This window comes from Serratia sp. 4542, assembly GCF_016805595.1.
GTDB lineage: Bacteria > Pseudomonadota > Gammaproteobacteria > Enterobacterales > Enterobacteriaceae > Serratia > Serratia nevei.
In genome coordinates, this window is the sequence record NZ_RXKV01000013.1 from 146,654 (window position 1) to 163,601 (window position 16,948).

Here is a 16,948-nt window from a genome sequence, read left to right on the forward strand (position 1 = left end):
GGTTATTCTCCTTCTATTGAGGGGGCGGCGAGGGGCGCCGTCTGGCGGCCGCGCAGATGGTTCAGCGCCAGCCCGAAGCCGATAATGCCGGCAATGATAATAAAGTCTTTCAGGCTGCTGGCGATCAAAATCGTCCACAGCACGTACAGGCAGCACAGCAGCGCCACCACCACCGGCAGCGGCCACAGCGGCATCAGGTACGGGTGGTGGAAGTGGCGGCGACGGCGGCTGATCAGCGCCGCCACCGCCATGATGATGTACACCAGCAGCAGCAGGATCACGGTGAACGAGGTCAGCGATTCGAGATCGGAGCAAAACGCCAGCAGCGCCGACGGCACGCCGAACAGCAGGGTGGCGATCCAGGGAGTGCCGAAGCGCGGGTGGATGATTTTCAGCGCCCGGTTAAACGTCGGCAGCCAGAAGCCGTCGCGCCCGCTGGCGAACATCATGCGGCTGAACTGCGCCACGATGGCGATGATGGCGTTGAACACCGACAGATAAATCGCGCCGCTTACCACCCGCGCCAGCGTCGGGCCGCCGAGCTGGGTGACCACATAGCCGACCGGATCGGCCTGTTTGGCCATCTCGGTCAGCGACGGCGAACCGATCAGCAGGGCGGTGAACGGCACCAGCTCCACCAGCACCACGATGACCAGCGTCAGCATGATCGCGATCGCCATCGGCCTGCCCTGTTCGCGCATGTCTTCCGCCATGTACACCGCCGCGCCGTAGCCGTTGTAGGAGAACAGCGCGACCCCGACCATGGCGACGATCAGCGGCAGCGACACCGGCGCCAGGCTGCCCTGCGCGTCCAGCATCACCGGCGCGGTGAGGATCTCCGTGCTCTGATGCGGGTGGCTGAAGCCGAGCCAGGCGATCAGCGCCAGCACCGCCACTTCCACCACCAGGAAGGCGCCGGTCAGCAGGGCGTTGGCCTTGATGTTGAAAATGGCGCAGATGCCGCCGACCAGCACGGTGAGCATGCCGGCGGTCGAGGCGTCGAACTGGGTGCCCAGCGCGGTGTTCAGGTAGGGCACCGCGCCGGTGGCCAGCACCGCCGGCACGAACAGTGAGGCGCTGAGGATAAACAGATAGGTCTGCAACCCGCACAGGGTACCGAACAGGCGCTTGATGATGCTGTACTCACCGCCGGCGCTGGGGTGTGCGGCGCCGAGCTCGGCATAGCACAGCGCGATGGCGGCGGCGACGCAGGCGGCGATCAGAAACGACAGAAAGGCGCCGCTGCCGGCGCTGGCGATCGCCAGCGGGGCGATGACGAAGATGGAGCTGGCCGGCGTCACGCCGGACGCGGTGATCATCACCACGTCGAGGACGCTGAGATTGCCTTTGAAGGTGTGTTCAGGGGCGGACTCTTTCATGGGATAACGACTCCATTAACGTGTGAGTGAATTATTGTTTTGCTGCACAGGCTGTACGCAGGAATCAAATGGAGCGCGCGGAAATGCCGGGGAGCGTTGCTCCCCGGAAGTTTATTGTTCTTATGTGTTACCCCTGTCCCGACGGGAAGCTGAAGCTGGCGCGCCGGGCATCGCCGGAGGCCGGCCAGCGCTGGGTCACGGTCTTGCGTTTGGTGTAGAACCTGACGGCGTCCGGGCCGTAGGCGTGCAGATCGCCGAACAGCGAGCGCTTCCAGCCGCCGAACGAGTGGTAGGCCACCGGCACCGGCAGCGCCACGTTGATCCCCACCATGCCGACCTGAATGCGGCTGGAGAAATAGCGCGCCGCTTCGCCGTCGCGGGTAAACAGACAGGTGCCGTTGCCGTATTCGTGGGCGTCGATCAAGGCCATCGCCTCCGGCAGCGACGCCGCGCGCACCACGCCGAGCACCGGGCCGAAGATCTCCTCCTGATAGATGCGCATGCCGGGCGTCACGCGATCGAACAGCGTCGGGCCGAGGAAATACCCCTGGCTGGGGCGGCCGTCTGCGCCGATCACGCTCAACTCGCGGCCGTCCACCAGCAGCTCGGCGCCTTCGGCTACGCCCTGATCGATATAACCTTTTACCTTCTGATAATGCTGTTGGGTCACCAGCGGCCCCATGTCGTTGCGGTTGTCGCTGCCGGGGCCGACGCGCATGGCGGCCATCTGTTGCCGCAGCCCGGCGATCAGCGCTTCGGCGGTGCTGTCGCCCACCGCCACCACCAGCGGGATGGCCATGCAACGCTGGCCGCAGGAGCCGAAGGCGGCGCCCATCAGCGCGCCGACCGCGCCGGGGATATCGGCGTCCGGCAGCACCACCGCGTGGTTCTTGGCGCCGCCCAACGCCTGCACCCGTTTGTTCTGCCCACAGCCGGTGTGATAGATGTGTTCCGCCACCGGCGTCGAACCGACGAAGCTGATCGCTTTGACGCGCCCGTCATGCAGCAGCGTCTCCACCGCTTCGCGATCGCCGTTGACCACGTTGAGCACCCCGGGCGGCAGCCCGGCTTCCGCCGCCAGCCGTGCGATATACAGCGCGGCGGAAGGCACGCGCTCGGAAGGCTTCAGCACGAAAGTGTTGCCGCACGCCACCGCCATTGGCCACATCCACAGCGGCACCATCGCCGGGAAGTTGAACGGCGTGATGCCTGCCACCACCCCCAGCGGTTGAAACTCGCTCCAGCTGTCGATGCCCGGGCCGGCCTCTTTGCTGTGTTCGCCCTTCAGCAGTTCCGGCACATAGCCGGCGTATTCGATATTCTCGATGCCGCGCTGCAGTTCGCCCAGGGCGTCGCTGAGCACCTTGCCGTGCTCGGCGGTGATCAGTTGGCAGATGGCGTTGGCGTGCTGCTCCAGCAGATCCTTGAGCTTCATCATGATGCGCGCGCGCTTCAGCGGCGGGGTGTCGCGCCAGGCGGGATAGGCCTGTTCGGCGGCGGCGATGGCGCGCTCCACCGTGGCGCGGTCGGCCAGCTGCACCTCCTGCGCCGATTGGCCGGTGGCCGGGTCGTAAACCGGCTGGCTGCGTTCGCCGCCGGCGGCGGGCTCGCCGTTGATCCAATGGGTAATGGTCATGGTTCTCTCCTTATTCGGTGGCGTTGAGGGCGTCGCCCACGGCGTTGATCAGCGCATCGATCTGCGCTTCGCTGCTGATGAACGGCGGCGCCAGCTGCAGGGTGTCGCCGCCGTAGCGCACGTAAAATCCGCTTTCCCAGCAGCGCATCGCCGCCTCGAAGGGGCGCCGCGCCGGTTCGCCCGGCCGCGCCGCCAGCGTAATGCCGGCCGCCAGGCCGATGTTGCGAATGTCGGCGACGTGTTTGGCTCCTTGCAGGCTGTGTACCGCGCGCTCGAAGTAGGGCGCCAGCGCCTGTACGCGCTCCACCATCTGTTCGCGCTGCAGGATGTCCAGCGTCGCCAGCGCGACCGCGCAGCTGACCGGGTGGGCGGAGTAGGTGTAGCCGTGCGGGAATTCGAGCTGGTAGTCCGGCTCGCCACCGTTCATGAAGGTGTGGTAGATCTCCGGCCGCACCACCACCGCGCCCATCGGCTGCGCGCCGTTGGTCACCTGTTTGGCGATGTTCATGATGTCCGGCGTGACGCCGAACGCCTCGGCGCCGGTCATCGCGCCGCAGCGGCCGAAGGCGGTGATCACTTCGTCGAAGATCAGCAGGATGTCATGCTGGGTACAGATTTCGCGCAGGCGCTGCAGGTAGCCGACCGGCGGCACGATCACCCCGGCGGAGCCGGAGAAGGGTTCGACGATCACCGCGGCGATCGTTGAGGCGTCGCGCAGCGCGATGATGCGGTTGAGCGCTTCCGCCAGCTCTGCCCCCTGTTGCGGCATGCCGCGCGAAAAGGCGTTGCCGGCCAGCAGGGTGTGCGGCAGGTGGTCCGCTTCGGCGCCGGCGCCGAACGTCTTGCGGTTGCCGGCGATGCCGCCGACCGAGATACCGCCGAAGTTAACGCCGTGATAGCCCTTTTCCCGGCCGATAAAGCAGGTTTTGCCCGCCTGGCCTTTGGCGCGCCAGTAAGCGCGCGCCATTTTCAGCGAGGTGTCCGCCGCTTCCGATCCGGAGCCGGTGAAGAACACGTAATCCAGCCCCGCCGGCGTCAGTGCCTTGATCTTGTTGGCCAGTTCGAACGACAGCGGGTGGCCGAACTGAAACGCCGGCGAGTAATCCAGCGTCGCCAGCTGGCGCTGGGCGGCGTCGGTGATTTCCTGCCGGCCGTGCCCCAATCCGCAACACCATAACCCGGACAGGCCGTCGAAAATCTTTCTGCCGTCATGGCTGGTGTAATACGCCCCCGCGGCTTGAGTAATGATGCGCGGCTGCGCTTTAAAATTACGGTTACCGGTAAAAGGCATCCAATGGGCCTCTAACCCTTCGGCATCGAGACTATTTAGCGGGTGATTTTCAGCGGCCATGTTTTCCTCCGAACAGGAAAATAAGAGCGATTAATGAAATAAATCGAGTTGTTAACGAATTGTTGTGCGAAATTGACTATGTACCGCTTGTTCTCTACTGTGAATAATCATATGTCGAAACTTACTTAAGGTTTTATGCAAGTAAAAAAGCGCGCGCTGTTAGGGCAATTGTCGGATATGGATCTGCGTTTGCTGCGGGTATTCAAGGCCGTGGTCGACTGCGGCGGCATGAGCGCCGCCGAACTGGAGCTGAATATCAGCCTGTCGACCATCAGCAAGCACATCAAGGATCTGGAGCAGCGGCTGGGCCTGACGCTGTGCCAGCGCGGGCGCGAGGGCTTTGCGGTCACCGACGAGGGGCTGCTTATCTACCAGGAAACGGTCAACCTGCTGGCGGCCACCGAGGCGTTCCGGCGCGGGGTAGACGAGGTGCACCAGCGCATGGGCGGGCAGCTGCACGTGGCGATATTCGATCATACGGTCAGCAATCCGCAGGCGCAGATCGGCCGGGCCATCGCATTATTCAGCGAGCGTGCGCCGGAGGTTTCTTTGCAAATGTACGTGGAGCCGATTAATACCATTGAACGCGGCGTCATTGACGGACAATTTCAGGTTGGCGTTATTCCCATGCACCGCAGCGCGGAAAGTTTATCTTATCATTCGTTATTCAGTGAGAGGATGTTCTTATATTGCGGCGCGCAGCATGAATTATTTTCCGCCCCCCATGAAACATTAAATTGGGATCTGCTGCACAATTATGCCTTCGCCGGATTAGGCTACCATTCGCCGAATATGGAACTGAGCCTGCAGCAACATTTGCATCGCAAGGCGACGGGGTTCGCGCAGGAGTCGATCGCCACGCTGATCCTGTCCGGCAAATACGTCGGCTTTTTGCCGGATCACTACGCGGCGTTTTTCGTGGCGCAGAATATGATGCGGGCGATCAAACCGGCGCTGTTCCGCTATCACTGCGAATACTCCAGCGTGCTGCGCCGCTCGCCGGTGCCGCAGCGGGTGGTGAAGCTGTTCCATGAGTGCCTGCTGGCGGCCCACGGAACAGCGTGACGCTTACTGCTCTTTCTTCTTGCCGAAGATTCTGATCAGCGCGCCGACCAGGATGCCGACCGCGATGCCGGCGAAGATCCAGCCGATGATGCCCATTTCCTTACTCCTGCTAGTGCGTTGATCTGATTATATAATCATTCGACGCGAAACGCCTCTTCGATCATCCGTTGCCGCTGTGCCGGCGCATAGTCGATCCAGGAATTCTTGCTGTTGGATTTCTCCAGCGCCACCGCCAGTTCCTGGCCGGAAATCGGCAAATCGTCCTGCCAGAACGGCGCGATGGCGTGGCGGGTGATGAAATCGGTCAGGTAGCTCTCCGGGCTGCCCTGCCAGTGCGGGTACAGGCGCGCGGCCAGCTCGGCCATCAGCGCGCGTTGCTGCGGCTGTTCGCTGCTTTCCAACAGGGCAAGGAACGGCAGCAGCAGGCGGCCGCAGACCTGGCCGTGGTGGTAGTCGCGCAGCGCGCCGATCTCGCCGGCGATGCCGTGGATCACCCCCAGCCCGGCGGCGCTCAGCGTCAGCCCCCCAAGGTACGAAGCTTGCATAATCGCTTCGCGCGCCGCGTCGCTGCGGTTGAGCGCCGGCCAGGCCGCAAGGAAGTGGCGGATGCCGCTCAGCGACATGTCGCGCGTCATGGCGCCGGCGGTTTTCGACAGATAGGCCTCGAACAGGTGGGTGAAGGCGTCGATGGCGCAGTAGGCCAGCACCTTGTCCGGCGCGTCGGCCAGCAGCTGGGGATCGAGAATGGCGGTGTGCGGCACGAAGTTATTGTGGCGCAGCGAGGCCTTCACTTTGCTGACCTGGGTGTCGGTGATCACCGCGTTCTGCGTCACCTCGCTGCCGGTGCCGGCGGTGGTAGGAATGGCGATCAGCGGCAGGGTGGCGCCGCTGATTTTGCTGTCGCCCACTTTTTCCATATAGCGCAGCGTCGGCAGCGGATGCTCCACCAGTGCGGAGAACGCCTTGGCGGCATCCAGCACGCTGCCGCCGCCGATGGCCACCACGCGCCGTGCCTGGCCGCGCCAGCGCGCCACCCAGGCGTCTATTTCCTGCGGCGACGCCTCGTGGCTGACGATCTCGGTGCCGATGAGCAGCGGCGTCAGCGATTCGCGCAGGCCGGCGTACACCGGGCCGTTGAGAAAAGATCGGCAGCTGAACAGCAGCGTCGGCTGCGGATCGGCAAGCAGCAGCGGCGGCAGTTGCTGGATGCTGCCGTGGCCGAACCAGGTCTGGCGGTTGGCGATGATGTGGCTGACGGACATGAGGTCTCCTTGACGGCGTTGCAGGGCGCGATGCCACAGCATAAGCCAGCGGGCGCGGAGCGGCCACCGCTTTCCCCGCTGCGGCAACTTGTGAGTTGTTTAACATGTAAACGATCGTGTTCTTGCATTTCGGCGCGCCGGATGCTTTTTTTAACAGTACTGGCCGCCATGCGGCTAACCCCATCCGAAATCGGTAGATTGTTAATGTATTAATAATGGCGAGGCGGGTATGGATATTCAGGTTGAACGCTTGTCTGCGGTGATCGATGCGGTGGCCAGCCCGCGCTTTTATCCCAGCCTGTTGAATTGGCTGGAAGGGTTTTTCGCCTTCGACAACGCCATCGTCTATGCCTTCGAACGCGGCCGGCCGCCGCGCTGCCTGATCAAAACCGAGCGGGAAAACAGCGATGCGGTTAACCAGATCTACCAACAGGGCGCCTATCTGCAGGATCCGTTTTACCGCGCGCTGAACGACGGCGGTGAAGGCGAGGTGCTCACGCTGCGCCAGCTGGCGCCCTGCGGGTTTTATCACAGTGACTATTACCGTAATTTTTATCGCAAGACCGGCTGGCACGATGAGGCCGGCGTGCTGCTGCAGCTGACGCCGGAGCGCGGGCTGGGGGTGTTCTTCGGCTCGGCGTGCCGCACGGTGGCGGTGCGCTACCCGCAGCGGGCGGATCTGCGCAGCGCGCTGACGCTGGTGAAAAGCGTGGCGCGGCTGCATGGCGAAGTGGTGGCGGCACCGGCCGAGGCCGACATGGGGAACGACGATGGCGCGCAGGCGCGTTATCTGCTGACGCCGCGCGAGCGCGAGATCGTCGATCTGATCCTCGCCGGCTGCGGTTCGCAGCAGATTGCCGACCGGCTGTTCATCAGCCTCGGCACGGTAAAAAATCACCGCAAGAACATCTACGGCAAGCTGAACATCGGCTCGCAGGCCGAACTGTTCAGCCTGTTGCTGACTGCCCCGCAGCGCCGCAGCGCGTGAATGTTAATTTTTTGTAGCAAATGTCCCTAAGGGGACATAGCGGACGATCCCACGGCTCCCGATAATCCGATGTCATGGCATAGGCAATCGGGAGTGCGGCAGTGAACAACGAAATCGAGTCCTTAACCTACTACGCGGCGACCAAAAAATACGATCTGCGCTTCCCGACGCTGGAAGAGGATCTGGACGTCGACGTGGTGATCATCGGCGGCGGCTTCTCCGGCATCAACACCGCGCTGGAGCTGGCGGAGAAGGGCATCACCAACATCGCCATTCTCGAAGGCCGCTATCTGGGCTACGGCGGCACCGGGCGCAACGGCGGCCAGGTGATGGCCGGCATCGGCCATGATCTGGAGAAGATCAAGCGCCACGTTGGCCCGACCGGGCTGGAAACCATCTTCAAAATCAGCAACCTCGGCGCCGGCATTATCCGCGAGCGCATCAAGAAATATGATATCGACGCCGACTTCTGCTTCGGCTATGGCTATCTCGGCAGCAACGCGCGCCAGGAGAAGACCCTGCGCGGCTGGCTGAAGGAGTTCAAGGCGGTAGCGCCGCAGGAGGAGATTGAGCTCTACACCGGCGCGGAGGTGAAGCAAGTGGTGGGCTCCGACGCTTACACCTGCGCGCTGAAACACATGGGCGGTGGCCACGTGCATTCGCTCAACCTGCTGCTGGGCGAGGCCAAGGCGCTGAGCGGCTACGGGGTGAAAATCTTCGAGAACAGCAGCGTGCTCAACGTGGAGTACGGGCCGCGCATCACGGTGCGCACCGCCATGGGCTCGGTGCGCGCCAACAAGATGCTGTGGGCCTGCAACGGCTTCCTCAACGGCATGGAGCCGCAGATCTACCGCAAGACCATCAATACCTACGCCTTCCAGCTGGCCACCGAGCCGCTGTCTGACGATCTGATCCGCCAGATCAGCCCGATCCGCGGCGCCTACAGCGACATCCGCCCGGTGATCGACTATTACCGGGTGACCAACGAAAACCGGCTGCTGTTCGGCAGCGCCACCCGCTTGCTCGAATATTTCCCGTCGGATCTCAAGGCCTGGAACCGCAACCTGATGCTGAAGGTGTTCCCGTACCTGAAAGACGTGAAGATCGATCTGGCCTGGGGTGGCCCGCTGTGCTGCAGCGCCAACCTGTTCCCGCAGATCGGCACGCTGCCGGATCGCGACAATGTGTTTTACGTACAGGGCTACTCCGGCTTCGGCGTAACGCCGAGCCACATCGTGTGCAAGGTGCTGGCGGAGGGCATGAGCGAAGGATCCGATCGTTACGATCTGATGAGCTCGATCCCGCACGTCAACATCTTCGGCAAGGACAAGCTGCGGCGGGTGATGACCACCGCCGGTAAGGTTTGGCACCAGACATCCGGCTACTGGAAAGGCCGCCGTTAACCCTCAGAGGAGAATGACATGAAACCGTTACTGCTTAAACAACCGCTGCCGGAACTGCTGGATATCGGTAGCGTCAGCAACCTGGGCGCCACGGTGATCGCCGGCACGCCAAACGTCGGCGTGGCCAGCATCTTCGGCGAACCGACCGACAACCTGAACTGCGGCGTGTTCAGCTGCACCCGCGGCAGCTTCGTGATGGAGTATCCGTTCGCCGAGCACGCCACGGTGTGGGAAGGCAGCGCGACCCTGACCAACGAACGCACCGGCGAATCGGTGCAGTATCAGGCCGGCGATTCCTGGTTCGTCGAGAAGGGCACCCCGGTGCGCTGGGACATCACCTCGGATCGCTTCGTCAAACACTACCTCGCCATCGTCGAAGGCTGACGCCGTTATGCCCCCTCGGCCCGCTGAGGGGGAACGCCTTAGCCTAACGCCCGCGCAATAAAATCGGTCACCCGCTTGAGGATCTGATCCTTATTGGTTTCGTTAAAGCTCTCGTGCCGCCCGCCCGCATTGATCATCCGTTCGAAATCGTCGCCGCGCAGTCGGTCGAACGCGGTTTGCGTTTCGCTCATCAGCACCAGCCGATCGTCGTCGCCGTGGATCCACAGCGTGGGCAGTGCGCCGAAGCCCGGCCCGGCGTTGATGGCGGCGAGGATCCGCTGCATGGCGCGCAGGGTGGGGCGCTTGAACGGCCCGTGCCACACCAGCGGATCTTCCTGATAGGCCGCGCCGACCGCCGGATCGCGCGCCAGGGTGGCGGTATCCAGCGGCGCGTCGGGGATCGTCGGCAGTTCGGCCAGATCGGAGATCGCCGTTCTGTCGCCAAGCAGCGGGCCGGACAGCACCAGCGCACGCACCTCCTCGCCGTAGCGCTGCACGTAGCGGGTGGCGATCATGCCGCCCATCGAGTGGCCGATCACCACCAGCGGCAAGGTGGGGTATCGCTGCCGGAAATGGCTGACCACGCGCTGCACGTCGTCGACCACGGCGTCATAATCTTCGATCAGCACGCGTTCGCCCTGCGACAGGCCGTGGCCGAGGTGGTCGGGGCCAAACACCCGCGCGCCCTGTGCCTGCAGCGTGCGCGCCACGTATTGGTAACGGCCGAGGTGCTCGCCGTAGCCGTGTATCAGCAGCGCCAGATAGCGCGGCTGGTCGTTTCCCCAGTCGTGCACGGCGATGTCGCCGTGACGGCCTTTGATAAAGCTGACGGTTTGTTCGGGCATCTTATTGTTCTCATGGTGGGTAGGGTTGCCCTTCAGCGTAGCGGCTGGCGGCGAGGTTGTCAGGGGCGCCGGGTGCGGCGCCCGCAAAGAGGGGGTTACAGGCCGAACTGGCGCGCCAGCTCGTCGAGCGCTTCGCGCTGGAAGCGGTTGAAGGCGTCGCGCGGCTGCTGTTGCTGGATGAACGCCAGCAGCGGATCCTGCACTTCAGTGCGCACGCCGCTCAGCTGTTCCATCACCGCCAGCCCGCAGAACGGCACGTAGGATTCGGCATAGCCGCCTTCGTGCACCATCACCAGCTTGCCGCCGCACAGCCGGTCGGCGGCGTCCTGCACCAGCGCGGTCATGGCGCGGAAGCTGTCGCTGTGCAGCTGCATGCGCGCCAGCGGATCGAGGGCGTTGGCATCGTAGCCGCAGGCGACGATGATCAGCTCCGGCTCGAATTTTTCCAGCGCCGGGATGATGATGCGCCGCATGGCGTGCAGGTAGCCGTCGTCGCCGGCGCCGGCCAGCATCGGCACGTTAACGTTGCAGCCCGCCCCGTCGCCTTCGCCGCGATCCCGTTCGCCGGAGTAGCCCGCCGGGAAGCAGCCGTCCTGATGCAGCGACAGCGTCAGCACGTCGCCGCGCTGCCAATAGATGTGCTGGGTGCCGTTGCCGTGGTGCACGTCCCAGTCGATTACCGCCACCTTGCCGAGGCCATGGCGAGCCTTGGCGCGCTCGATGGCGATGGGAATATTGGCCAAGAAGCAGAAGCCCATCGATTGATCCGGCAGGCAGTGGTGGCCCGGCGGGCGCGACAGCGCATAGGCGTTATCCAGCTCGCCCTGCAGCACCGCTTCCACCGCCGCGCAGGCCAGCCCGGCGGAGAGCTTGGCGATTTCATAGCTGCCCGGCCCCAGCGGCGCTTCCTCTCCCAGCAGGCCGCCGCCGCTGTCGCTCACCTGTTTGAAACGCTGCAGATAGTGGGCGGGGTGAATGCGCAGCAGGTCTTCTTCCGTCGCCGGTTCGGCGCTCAGCAGGGTGAGCTGGCGCGACAGGCCGGACACGTCCATCAGGTTCTTCATGCGCCGTTTGGTTTCCGGCGACTCGGCGTGGCCGGCGCCCGAAGGCGGTTGCACCCAGCCGCCGACCGGCAGGGTGGTGGCGTGCAGGCCGGTGCTGTGCCAGAAACAGCGTTCATCAAACAAGAAACCGGTTGTTCTTTTCACCTTTCTCCTCCTGTTATACGGCGCGGTGCGCGCGGTGAAGCCAGCGAAATCAACAGCAGCGACAGCAGCGCGCAGCCCAGCGCGCCGAACAGCAAAGCGTTGAAACCGCCGAAAGATTCGATCAGAGAGCCGGCCAGCGTCGGGCCGATGGCCATACCGCCGCCGATCACCAGGTTGATGCCGTTCATCAGCTTGCCGTCGTTATCCAACCCGGCGACCCGCGCCAGAATGAACGGCAGCACGAAGGTCCAGGTGAATTTGAACAGTAGAGCGGCCAGGGCGAAGCGCAGCAGCAGGGGCTGGCCCGTCAGCAGCGCCACGCTGGCCAGCAGCAGGGCGTACCCCAGCACGATCAGGCGTCCACCGCCGAAGCGCGCGCCGATCAGCGCCGCGGCCCCCGCGCCGACGATGCCGAGCAAGGTGGCGACGGCCAGCACCTGGCCGCTGTGGGCCGGCGACAGCCCGGCGCCGGCGGCGATGCCGCCGATAAAGGTCCAGACCGCGCTCAGGCTGATGTAAAAGGTCAGCACCGCCAGCACGGCGCACAGCTTGCGCGCCAGTGAGGCGGCGGGGCCGCTGCGGGCGGCGCGGGCGGCGGTGAAACCGTTGGGGAATGCCGGGATGAGCGGCAGGCAGCACAGCATAATGGCCGCCAGAATCAGGTAGACCGCCATCAGGCCGAAGTGCGCGAACAGCGGCGGCAGCACCAGCAGCCCGACCGCGCCCAGCACCAGTTGGCCGAGCACCCAGAAGGCATAGACCCGGCTGGGATTGGCGGTGCCGGCGGCGCAGGTGATGCACAGGATCATCAGGGTGCCGCCCGCCAGCGAGGCGATAAAGCGCAGCGGCAGCAGCAGGGTAAAGTCCTGCACCAGCGCCGAAGCCAGGTTGCCGACGATAAACACCAGCGCCGACAGCGTAGCGACCCGTCGCCAGTTGATGCGCCCGATCCACCACCACGCTGGCAGCGTGGCCAGGCTCATGGCGCCGAGTTCGGTGGAGAACAGGTGGCCGATCTGCGCCGGGCCGAGCTGCCATTGTGCGGCGAGCTGGGCGGCCACGGCGGGGGCGGTCATCAGAATGCCCGGCGCGATGGCGGCGAAGACGATAATGGCGGTCAGCAGCCGCGGCGGGCAGGGGAGCGCCGCGCCGACGGCGGGCGCGGAAACTGAATCACTGGACATAAACCTTTTCCCCAAGCGTTGAGTGACGATGAAATATCCCGCCCGGCCCGATTGCGGGCAGGGGGAGGCCGCGCCATAAATGGCGAAGACGTTTTGGCGTTATTTTCCGGCCGTCGGCAGCGGCGGCCGTTATCGGGCGTTAACCGTGGGCGAGAAAGCCGCCGGCGACCAGTTCGGTGCGGTTAACCACGTCGGTTTTGGCGAAAATATTGCGCATATGGGTTTTCACCGTGGACAGCGAAATGCCCAGCTTCAGGGCGATGCGCTTATTGCTGGCGCCTTCGCGCACCATGTTGACGATCTCTTGCTCTTTGGCGGTCAGCAGCTGCGCCTCGCCGTCGGGCAGCAAATCGCGCGTCGCCAGCTCGATCAGCGGCAGCACCGCGCGCAGGCGGCCGCGCTCCACTTCAGTGAACGGCGTATCGCGGATCAGCGATACCCCGGCGACGATGCGCTTGCGCTGGCGGATGAAGATCTCCGTCATGTCGCGCATGTCGTTCGGCAGCATAAAGTCGTGGTAATAGCGGCGGTTGCCGGCGATCGCCGCCGGGCTCATGCCGACCATGGTGATGTCCTGGCGATGGAAATTGGCCGGCTGCAGCGGATCTATCTGCTGGAAGTGGTTCAGATACTGCTGATGCGTTTTATCGGGCATGCCGTGCAGGATGTAGTGATCCGGCCGCAGGTCGCGATCGACCAGATAAAACACCCCGGCGGACACCGGGATCAGGTGCGTGATGGTCGCCAAACAACTGTTGATAAAGGCATCGGATGCGGTGCTGTGCATGATTCGTGTTCCTCCCTTTATCATTCAATCTGGAGAAGGTTGGCGGTCAATATATGAACGATACAAGCATAGTTGTAGCAATTTGGCAACACAATAAAAACATATTAACAACGTGAGGCCGATTGCAATAAAACACATAAATAACAAGATGACACTGCGTTAATCAGGGCTTTTCAGTTCGGATTTATCGCGATTTTCATTAATAGGTTAATGAAATAATTCACCGCTTTTCCCGCTGAATTTACAGCGCTTTTCAATGTTTGCCCGGGTGAAGCCCTCGCCGCCCTGCGCGTGCTACAACCGGCACGACTGGAGCCGTTCCTCGTTCTTAAGAACGATAGCCAGGCTTTTCCGCCGCTTCCTACACTGCGAATTGAAGATAGCGCCAGGCGGCGCCAAACGTATAAGACGAAAAAATGATGACCTTTCTCGGGCTGAGGCGTCGGGTTGTTCAGTCCGCATGACCATACGGGGAACGAACGATGCAGAAAAAAACGTTGGCGGTGGCGTTGAGCGGCGCCTTATCGGGCCTGGCGCAGGGGGCGGACGCCGATCGCCCCAATGTGCTGATCATTCTGGTGGACGACATGGGCTACTCCGACATCAGCCCGTTCGGCGGTGAGATACCGACGCCCAACCTGCAGGCGCTGGCCGAACGGGGCGTGCGCATGAGCCAGTACTACACCTCGCCGATGTCGGCGCCGGCGCGGTCGATGCTGATGACCGGCAACACCAACCAGCAGGCCGGCATGGGCGGCATGTGGTGGTATGAGAGCACCGCCGCGCAGCCGGGCTATGAAATGCGGCTGACCGACCGCGTGACCACATTGCCGGAGCGTTTTCGCGACGCGGGTTACGCCACCATGATGGCGGGCAAATGGCACCTGGGCTACGTCGACGGCGCCAAACCGACCGATCGCGGCTTCGAGCGCGCCTTCGCCTTTATGGGGGGCGGCACCAGCCATTTCGACGACGCGAAACCGCTGGGCACCGTGGAGGCGTTCCATACCTTCTACACCCTGAACGGCAAACGCGTGTCGTTGCCCAAAGATTTCTATTCCAGCAAGGCCTATGCCGATCAGCTGGAACAGTGGATCCGCGATACGCCGCAGAGCAAACCCGTCTTCGCCTATCTGGCGTTTACCGCGCCGCACGATCCGCTGCAGGCGCCGGATGACTGGATCGCCAAATTCGACGGCAAATACGACGCCGGTTACCAGCAGGCCTATCAGCAGCGCATTCAGCGCCTGAAGGCGCTGGGGTTGATTTCCGACCGCACGCCGATGCCGACGCTGACGCTGGATAAGGACTGGAATGCGCTGACGCCCGAGCAGCAAAAATATGAAGCCAAGACCATGCAGGTGTACGCGGCGATGATCGCTTACATGGACGATCAGGTCGGCGCGGTGCTGAATACCCTCAAGCAGACCGGCCGCGACCAAAATACGGTGATTGTGTTCGCCACCGACAACGGCGCCAACCCGGCCAGCGGCTTCTACTACGGCTCGAAGCCGGAGTATTGGCGGCAGTTCGACAACAGCTACGCCAACCTCGGCCGCAAGGGATCGTTCATTTCCTACGGGCCGCACTGGGCCAACGTCAGCAATGCGCCGTACGCCAACTACCACAAAACCACCAGCGCGCAGGGCGGCATCAATACCGATTTCATCATCTCCGCGCCGCGGCTGAAGGGGCGCGGCGGCATCGACCGCACGCCGATGGCGGTGTATGACATCGCCCCGACGCTGTATGACTATGCCGGCATCGACGCCAATAAACCGCTGAAGGCCAAACCGACGCTGCCGATGGTCGGCGTCAGCTTCAAGCGCTATTTCAGCGGCGAGGCCGACGGCGTGCCGCGCGCGACCTACGGCGTGGAGCTGCATAACCAGGCCGCCTATGTGGACGGCGTCTGGAAGCTGCGACGGTTGGTGAAGGCCGGGCCGACGGCGCAGATGGCGCCGTGGGGGCTGTTCAATCTGCATGACGATCCGCTGGAGACGCGCGATCTGGCCGCCGCCGACCCGGAGCGGGTCAAACGGCTGAGCGAGGCGTATCGCCGTTTTGCGCAGCAGAGCATGGTTATTGAAGCCAAAGGTGCAGCGATCGACTATCTCGGCGTCGACGCCAACACCGGCGACTACATCGGCCTGGATCCGCAGACCCACAAACCGTTGCCGCAGGCGGCGCCATGAACCTGGCCCAGCTGCGCGCGCAGCAGATCCCGGTAGAGAGCGAACCGCGCGCGGCGGCGCCTTTTCATTTGCTGGTGAAACCGATCGGCGCCGGCTGCAACCTGGGCTGCCGCTACTGCTACTACCCGCAGCGCCAGCAGGAGCGGACGCGTAAGATGGACGACGACCTGCTGGCGGAATTTATCCGCGGCTATATCGCCGCCCAGCCGCGTTACAGCCGCGAGATCAACTTCGTCTGGCAGGGCGGTGAGCCGCTGCTGGCGGGGATCGGTTTTTACAAGCGGGCGCTGGCGTTGCAACGCCGCTACGCGCCGCCGGGCGTGCGGATCAGCAACAGCCTGCAGACCAACGGTACCCTGCTGAACGACGCCTGGTGCCGGCTGTTCCGGCAGCATCACTTTATCCTCGGCGTCAGCCTGGACGGCGACCGCGAGGTGCAGGACGCCCACCGGCCGGACAAGCGCGGCGGCGCCAGCTATGACGCGGCGCTGCGCGGCATTGCGCTGTTGCAGCGCTATCAGATCGACTTCAACCTGCTGATGGTGGTGCACGACGGCGTCGCGGATCGCGCCGAGGCGATCTACGATCATGCGGTGGCGATCGGGGCGCGCTATCTGCAGTTCCAGCCGCTGATGCTGGAAGGGGACGCGCCCACCGCCGGCTATGGGTTGAGCGCCGCCAACTGGGGGCGCTTCATGCTGGCGGTATACCGCCGCTGGCGCAGCCGCGGGCACGTCGGCCAGGTCTTCGTGATGAACATTGAGCAGGTCTACGCGCAGTATTTCACCCACGTTAGCCCCAGCTGCGTACACGCCGAACGCTGCGGCGGCAATCTGGTGATGGAGCCGGACGGGCGGCTTTACGCCTGCGATCATCTGATCAACGCGCAGCACCTGCTCGGCCATGCCGATCGCCACACGCCGCTCGCCACCCTGGCGGCAAGGGCGGCGGAGATGCCGTTCGGTAAAAACAAGAGCCTGCGCCGCGAGTGCCAACGCTGCAGCGTGAAAAGCGTCTGCCAGGGCGGCTGCCCGGCGCATGTGGGCGAAGATCGCTACAACCGGCTGTGCGCCGGCTATTACGCCTTTTTTTCCGCGCTGCTGGCACCGCTGCGCGCCTACCCGCGCAGCCCGCAGGGGGCGATGCAGTGGCGCGCCGCCGTGAGCGCGGCCGCAGGTTGAAAGCGTCTCGTCCTTAAGGACGATAGTCAGCATTTTCCTTTCCTCTCTATAGTGAGATTACCGCCGCTGGCGGCGAAAAA

Annotated in this window: 14 protein-coding genes; 6 read left to right on the plus strand and 8 right to left on the minus strand. The window is 63.7% G+C overall.

The genetic code is table 11. From position 1 onward, the window contains the following. Positions 1-2 precede the first annotated feature (2 nt). The 3 genes from EKL15_RS20020 to EKL15_RS20030 all read right to left on the minus strand — a co-directional run bounded on the left by EKL15_RS20020 (position 3) and on the right by EKL15_RS20030 (position 4,366). A complete protein-coding gene (locus EKL15_RS20020) occupies positions 3-1,379 on the minus strand; it encodes an APC family permease (protein WP_060440827.1) in 1,377 nt (458 codons plus the stop codon). 127 nt (positions 1,380-1,506) lie between these two features. Beyond that, on the minus strand, positions 1,507-3,015 hold the full coding sequence (locus EKL15_RS20025; protein WP_203090299.1) for a CoA-acylating methylmalonate-semialdehyde dehydrogenase: 1,509 nt from the start codon (positions 3,013-3,015) through the stop codon (positions 1,507-1,509). Positions 3,016-3,025: 10 nt separating this feature from the next. Then, a complete protein-coding gene (locus EKL15_RS20030) occupies positions 3,026-4,366 on the minus strand; it encodes an aspartate aminotransferase family protein (protein WP_087762966.1) in 1,341 nt (446 codons plus the stop codon). Between the two features lie 135 nt (positions 4,367-4,501). On the opposite strand from EKL15_RS20030, the gene EKL15_RS20035 reads away from it, so the two are divergent. Next, on the plus strand, positions 4,502-5,431 hold the full coding sequence (locus EKL15_RS20035; protein WP_038878382.1) for a LysR family transcriptional regulator: 930 nt from the start codon (positions 4,502-4,504) through the stop codon (positions 5,429-5,431). Positions 5,432-5,565: 134 nt separating this feature from the next. Here EKL15_RS20035 and EKL15_RS20040 read toward each other — a convergent pair whose 3' ends face one another. Next, on the minus strand, positions 5,566-6,693 hold the full coding sequence (locus EKL15_RS20040; RefSeq protein ID WP_100396019.1) for an iron-containing alcohol dehydrogenase: 1,128 nt from the start codon (positions 6,691-6,693) through the stop codon (positions 5,566-5,568). Positions 6,694-6,922: 229 nt separating this feature from the next. Here EKL15_RS20040 and EKL15_RS20045 point away from each other — a divergent pair, with 229 nt between their 5' ends. From EKL15_RS20045 to EKL15_RS20055, 3 genes are all read left to right on the plus strand, one after another. Then, positions 6,923-7,681 carry a LuxR C-terminal-related transcriptional regulator gene (locus EKL15_RS20045; protein WP_063991506.1) on the plus strand — a complete coding sequence of 253 codons (759 nt, stop codon included), beginning with the start codon at positions 6,923-6,925 and terminating at the stop codon, positions 7,679-7,681. Positions 7,682-7,782: 101 nt separating this feature from the next. After that, the gene (locus EKL15_RS20050) at positions 7,783-9,084 is read left to right on the plus strand and encodes an FAD-binding oxidoreductase (RefSeq protein WP_087762963.1); all 1,302 of its coding nucleotides are present in this window, start codon (positions 7,783-7,785) and stop codon (positions 9,082-9,084) included. Positions 9,085-9,102: 18 nt separating this feature from the next. Beyond that, complete coding sequence (locus EKL15_RS20055; RefSeq protein WP_100396020.1) at positions 9,103-9,468, plus strand: cupin domain-containing protein; 366 nt, start codon at positions 9,103-9,105, stop codon at positions 9,466-9,468. 38 nt (positions 9,469-9,506) lie between these two features. On the opposite strand, the gene EKL15_RS20060 is transcribed toward EKL15_RS20055, so the two are convergent. The 4 genes from EKL15_RS20060 to EKL15_RS20075 all read right to left on the minus strand — a co-directional run bounded on the left by EKL15_RS20060 (position 9,507) and on the right by EKL15_RS20075 (position 13,492). Beyond that, positions 9,507-10,313: an alpha/beta hydrolase gene (locus EKL15_RS20060; RefSeq protein ID WP_100396021.1), complete on the minus strand. Its 807-nt coding sequence runs from the start codon at positions 10,311-10,313 to the stop codon at positions 9,507-9,509. Between the two features lie 95 nt (positions 10,314-10,408). Then, entirely contained in the window at positions 10,409-11,521 is a 1,113-nt protein-coding gene (locus EKL15_RS20065) for a class II histone deacetylase (RefSeq protein WP_100396022.1), read from the minus strand. Continuing rightward, entirely contained in the window at positions 11,518-12,705 is a 1,188-nt protein-coding gene (locus EKL15_RS20070; RefSeq protein ID WP_049235384.1) for an MFS transporter, read from the minus strand. Before EKL15_RS20070 ends, EKL15_RS20065 begins: the two co-directional genes overlap by 4 nt. Before the next feature lie 139 nt (positions 12,706-12,844). Next, positions 12,845-13,492, minus strand: a complete 648-nt coding sequence (locus tag EKL15_RS20075) for a LuxR family transcriptional regulator (RefSeq protein ID WP_038878402.1) — start codon at positions 13,490-13,492, stop codon at positions 12,845-12,847. Positions 13,493-13,974: 482 nt separating this feature from the next. Between EKL15_RS20075 and EKL15_RS20080 the strand changes: the two genes are divergently transcribed. Both EKL15_RS20080 and EKL15_RS20085 read left to right on the plus strand, forming a co-directional pair. Continuing rightward, the gene (locus tag EKL15_RS20080; RefSeq protein ID WP_100396023.1) at positions 13,975-15,687 is read left to right on the plus strand and encodes an arylsulfatase; all 1,713 of its coding nucleotides are present in this window, start codon (positions 13,975-13,977) and stop codon (positions 15,685-15,687) included. Next, positions 15,684-16,868 (plus strand): anaerobic sulfatase maturase, encoded by a 1,185-nt coding sequence (locus tag EKL15_RS20085; protein ID WP_060426850.1) that lies wholly within the window; start codon positions 15,684-15,686, stop codon positions 16,866-16,868. Before EKL15_RS20080 ends, EKL15_RS20085 begins: the two co-directional genes overlap by 4 nt. Positions 16,869-16,948 lie beyond the last annotated feature (80 nt).

What these genes read in the sequence shown, in the direction of transcription:
- EKL15_RS20020 (WP_060440827.1), bottom strand. Translation starts at nt 1,379, where the DNA reads ATGAAAGAGTCCGCCCCTGAACACACCTTCAAAGGCAATCTCAGCGTC.
- EKL15_RS20025 (WP_203090299.1), bottom strand. Translation starts at nt 3,015, where the DNA reads ATGACCATTACCCATTGGATCAACGGCGAGCCCGCCGCCGGCGGCGAA.
- EKL15_RS20030 (WP_087762966.1), bottom strand. Translation starts at nt 4,366, where the DNA reads ATGGCCGCTGAAAATCACCCGCTAAATAGTCTCGATGCCGAAGGGTTA.
- EKL15_RS20035 (WP_038878382.1), top strand. Translation starts at nt 4,502, where the DNA reads ATGCAAGTAAAAAAGCGCGCGCTGTTAGGGCAATTGTCGGATATGGAT.
- EKL15_RS20040 (WP_100396019.1), bottom strand. Translation starts at nt 6,693, where the DNA reads ATGTCCGTCAGCCACATCATCGCCAACCGCCAGACCTGGTTCGGCCAC.
- EKL15_RS20045 (WP_063991506.1), top strand. Translation starts at nt 6,923, where the DNA reads ATGGATATTCAGGTTGAACGCTTGTCTGCGGTGATCGATGCGGTGGCC.
- EKL15_RS20055 (WP_100396020.1), top strand. Translation starts at nt 9,103, where the DNA reads ATGAAACCGTTACTGCTTAAACAACCGCTGCCGGAACTGCTGGATATC.
- EKL15_RS20060 (WP_100396021.1), bottom strand. Translation starts at nt 10,313, where the DNA reads ATGCCCGAACAAACCGTCAGCTTTATCAAAGGCCGTCACGGCGACATC.
- EKL15_RS20070 (WP_049235384.1), bottom strand. Translation starts at nt 12,705, where the DNA reads ATGTCCAGTGATTCAGTTTCCGCGCCCGCCGTCGGCGCGGCGCTCCCC.
- EKL15_RS20075 (WP_038878402.1), bottom strand. Translation starts at nt 13,492, where the DNA reads ATGCACAGCACCGCATCCGATGCCTTTATCAACAGTTGTTTGGCGACC.
- EKL15_RS20080 (WP_100396023.1), top strand. Translation starts at nt 13,975, where the DNA reads ATGCAGAAAAAAACGTTGGCGGTGGCGTTGAGCGGCGCCTTATCGGGC.
- EKL15_RS20085 (WP_060426850.1), top strand. Translation starts at nt 15,684, where the DNA reads ATGAACCTGGCCCAGCTGCGCGCGCAGCAGATCCCGGTAGAGAGCGAA.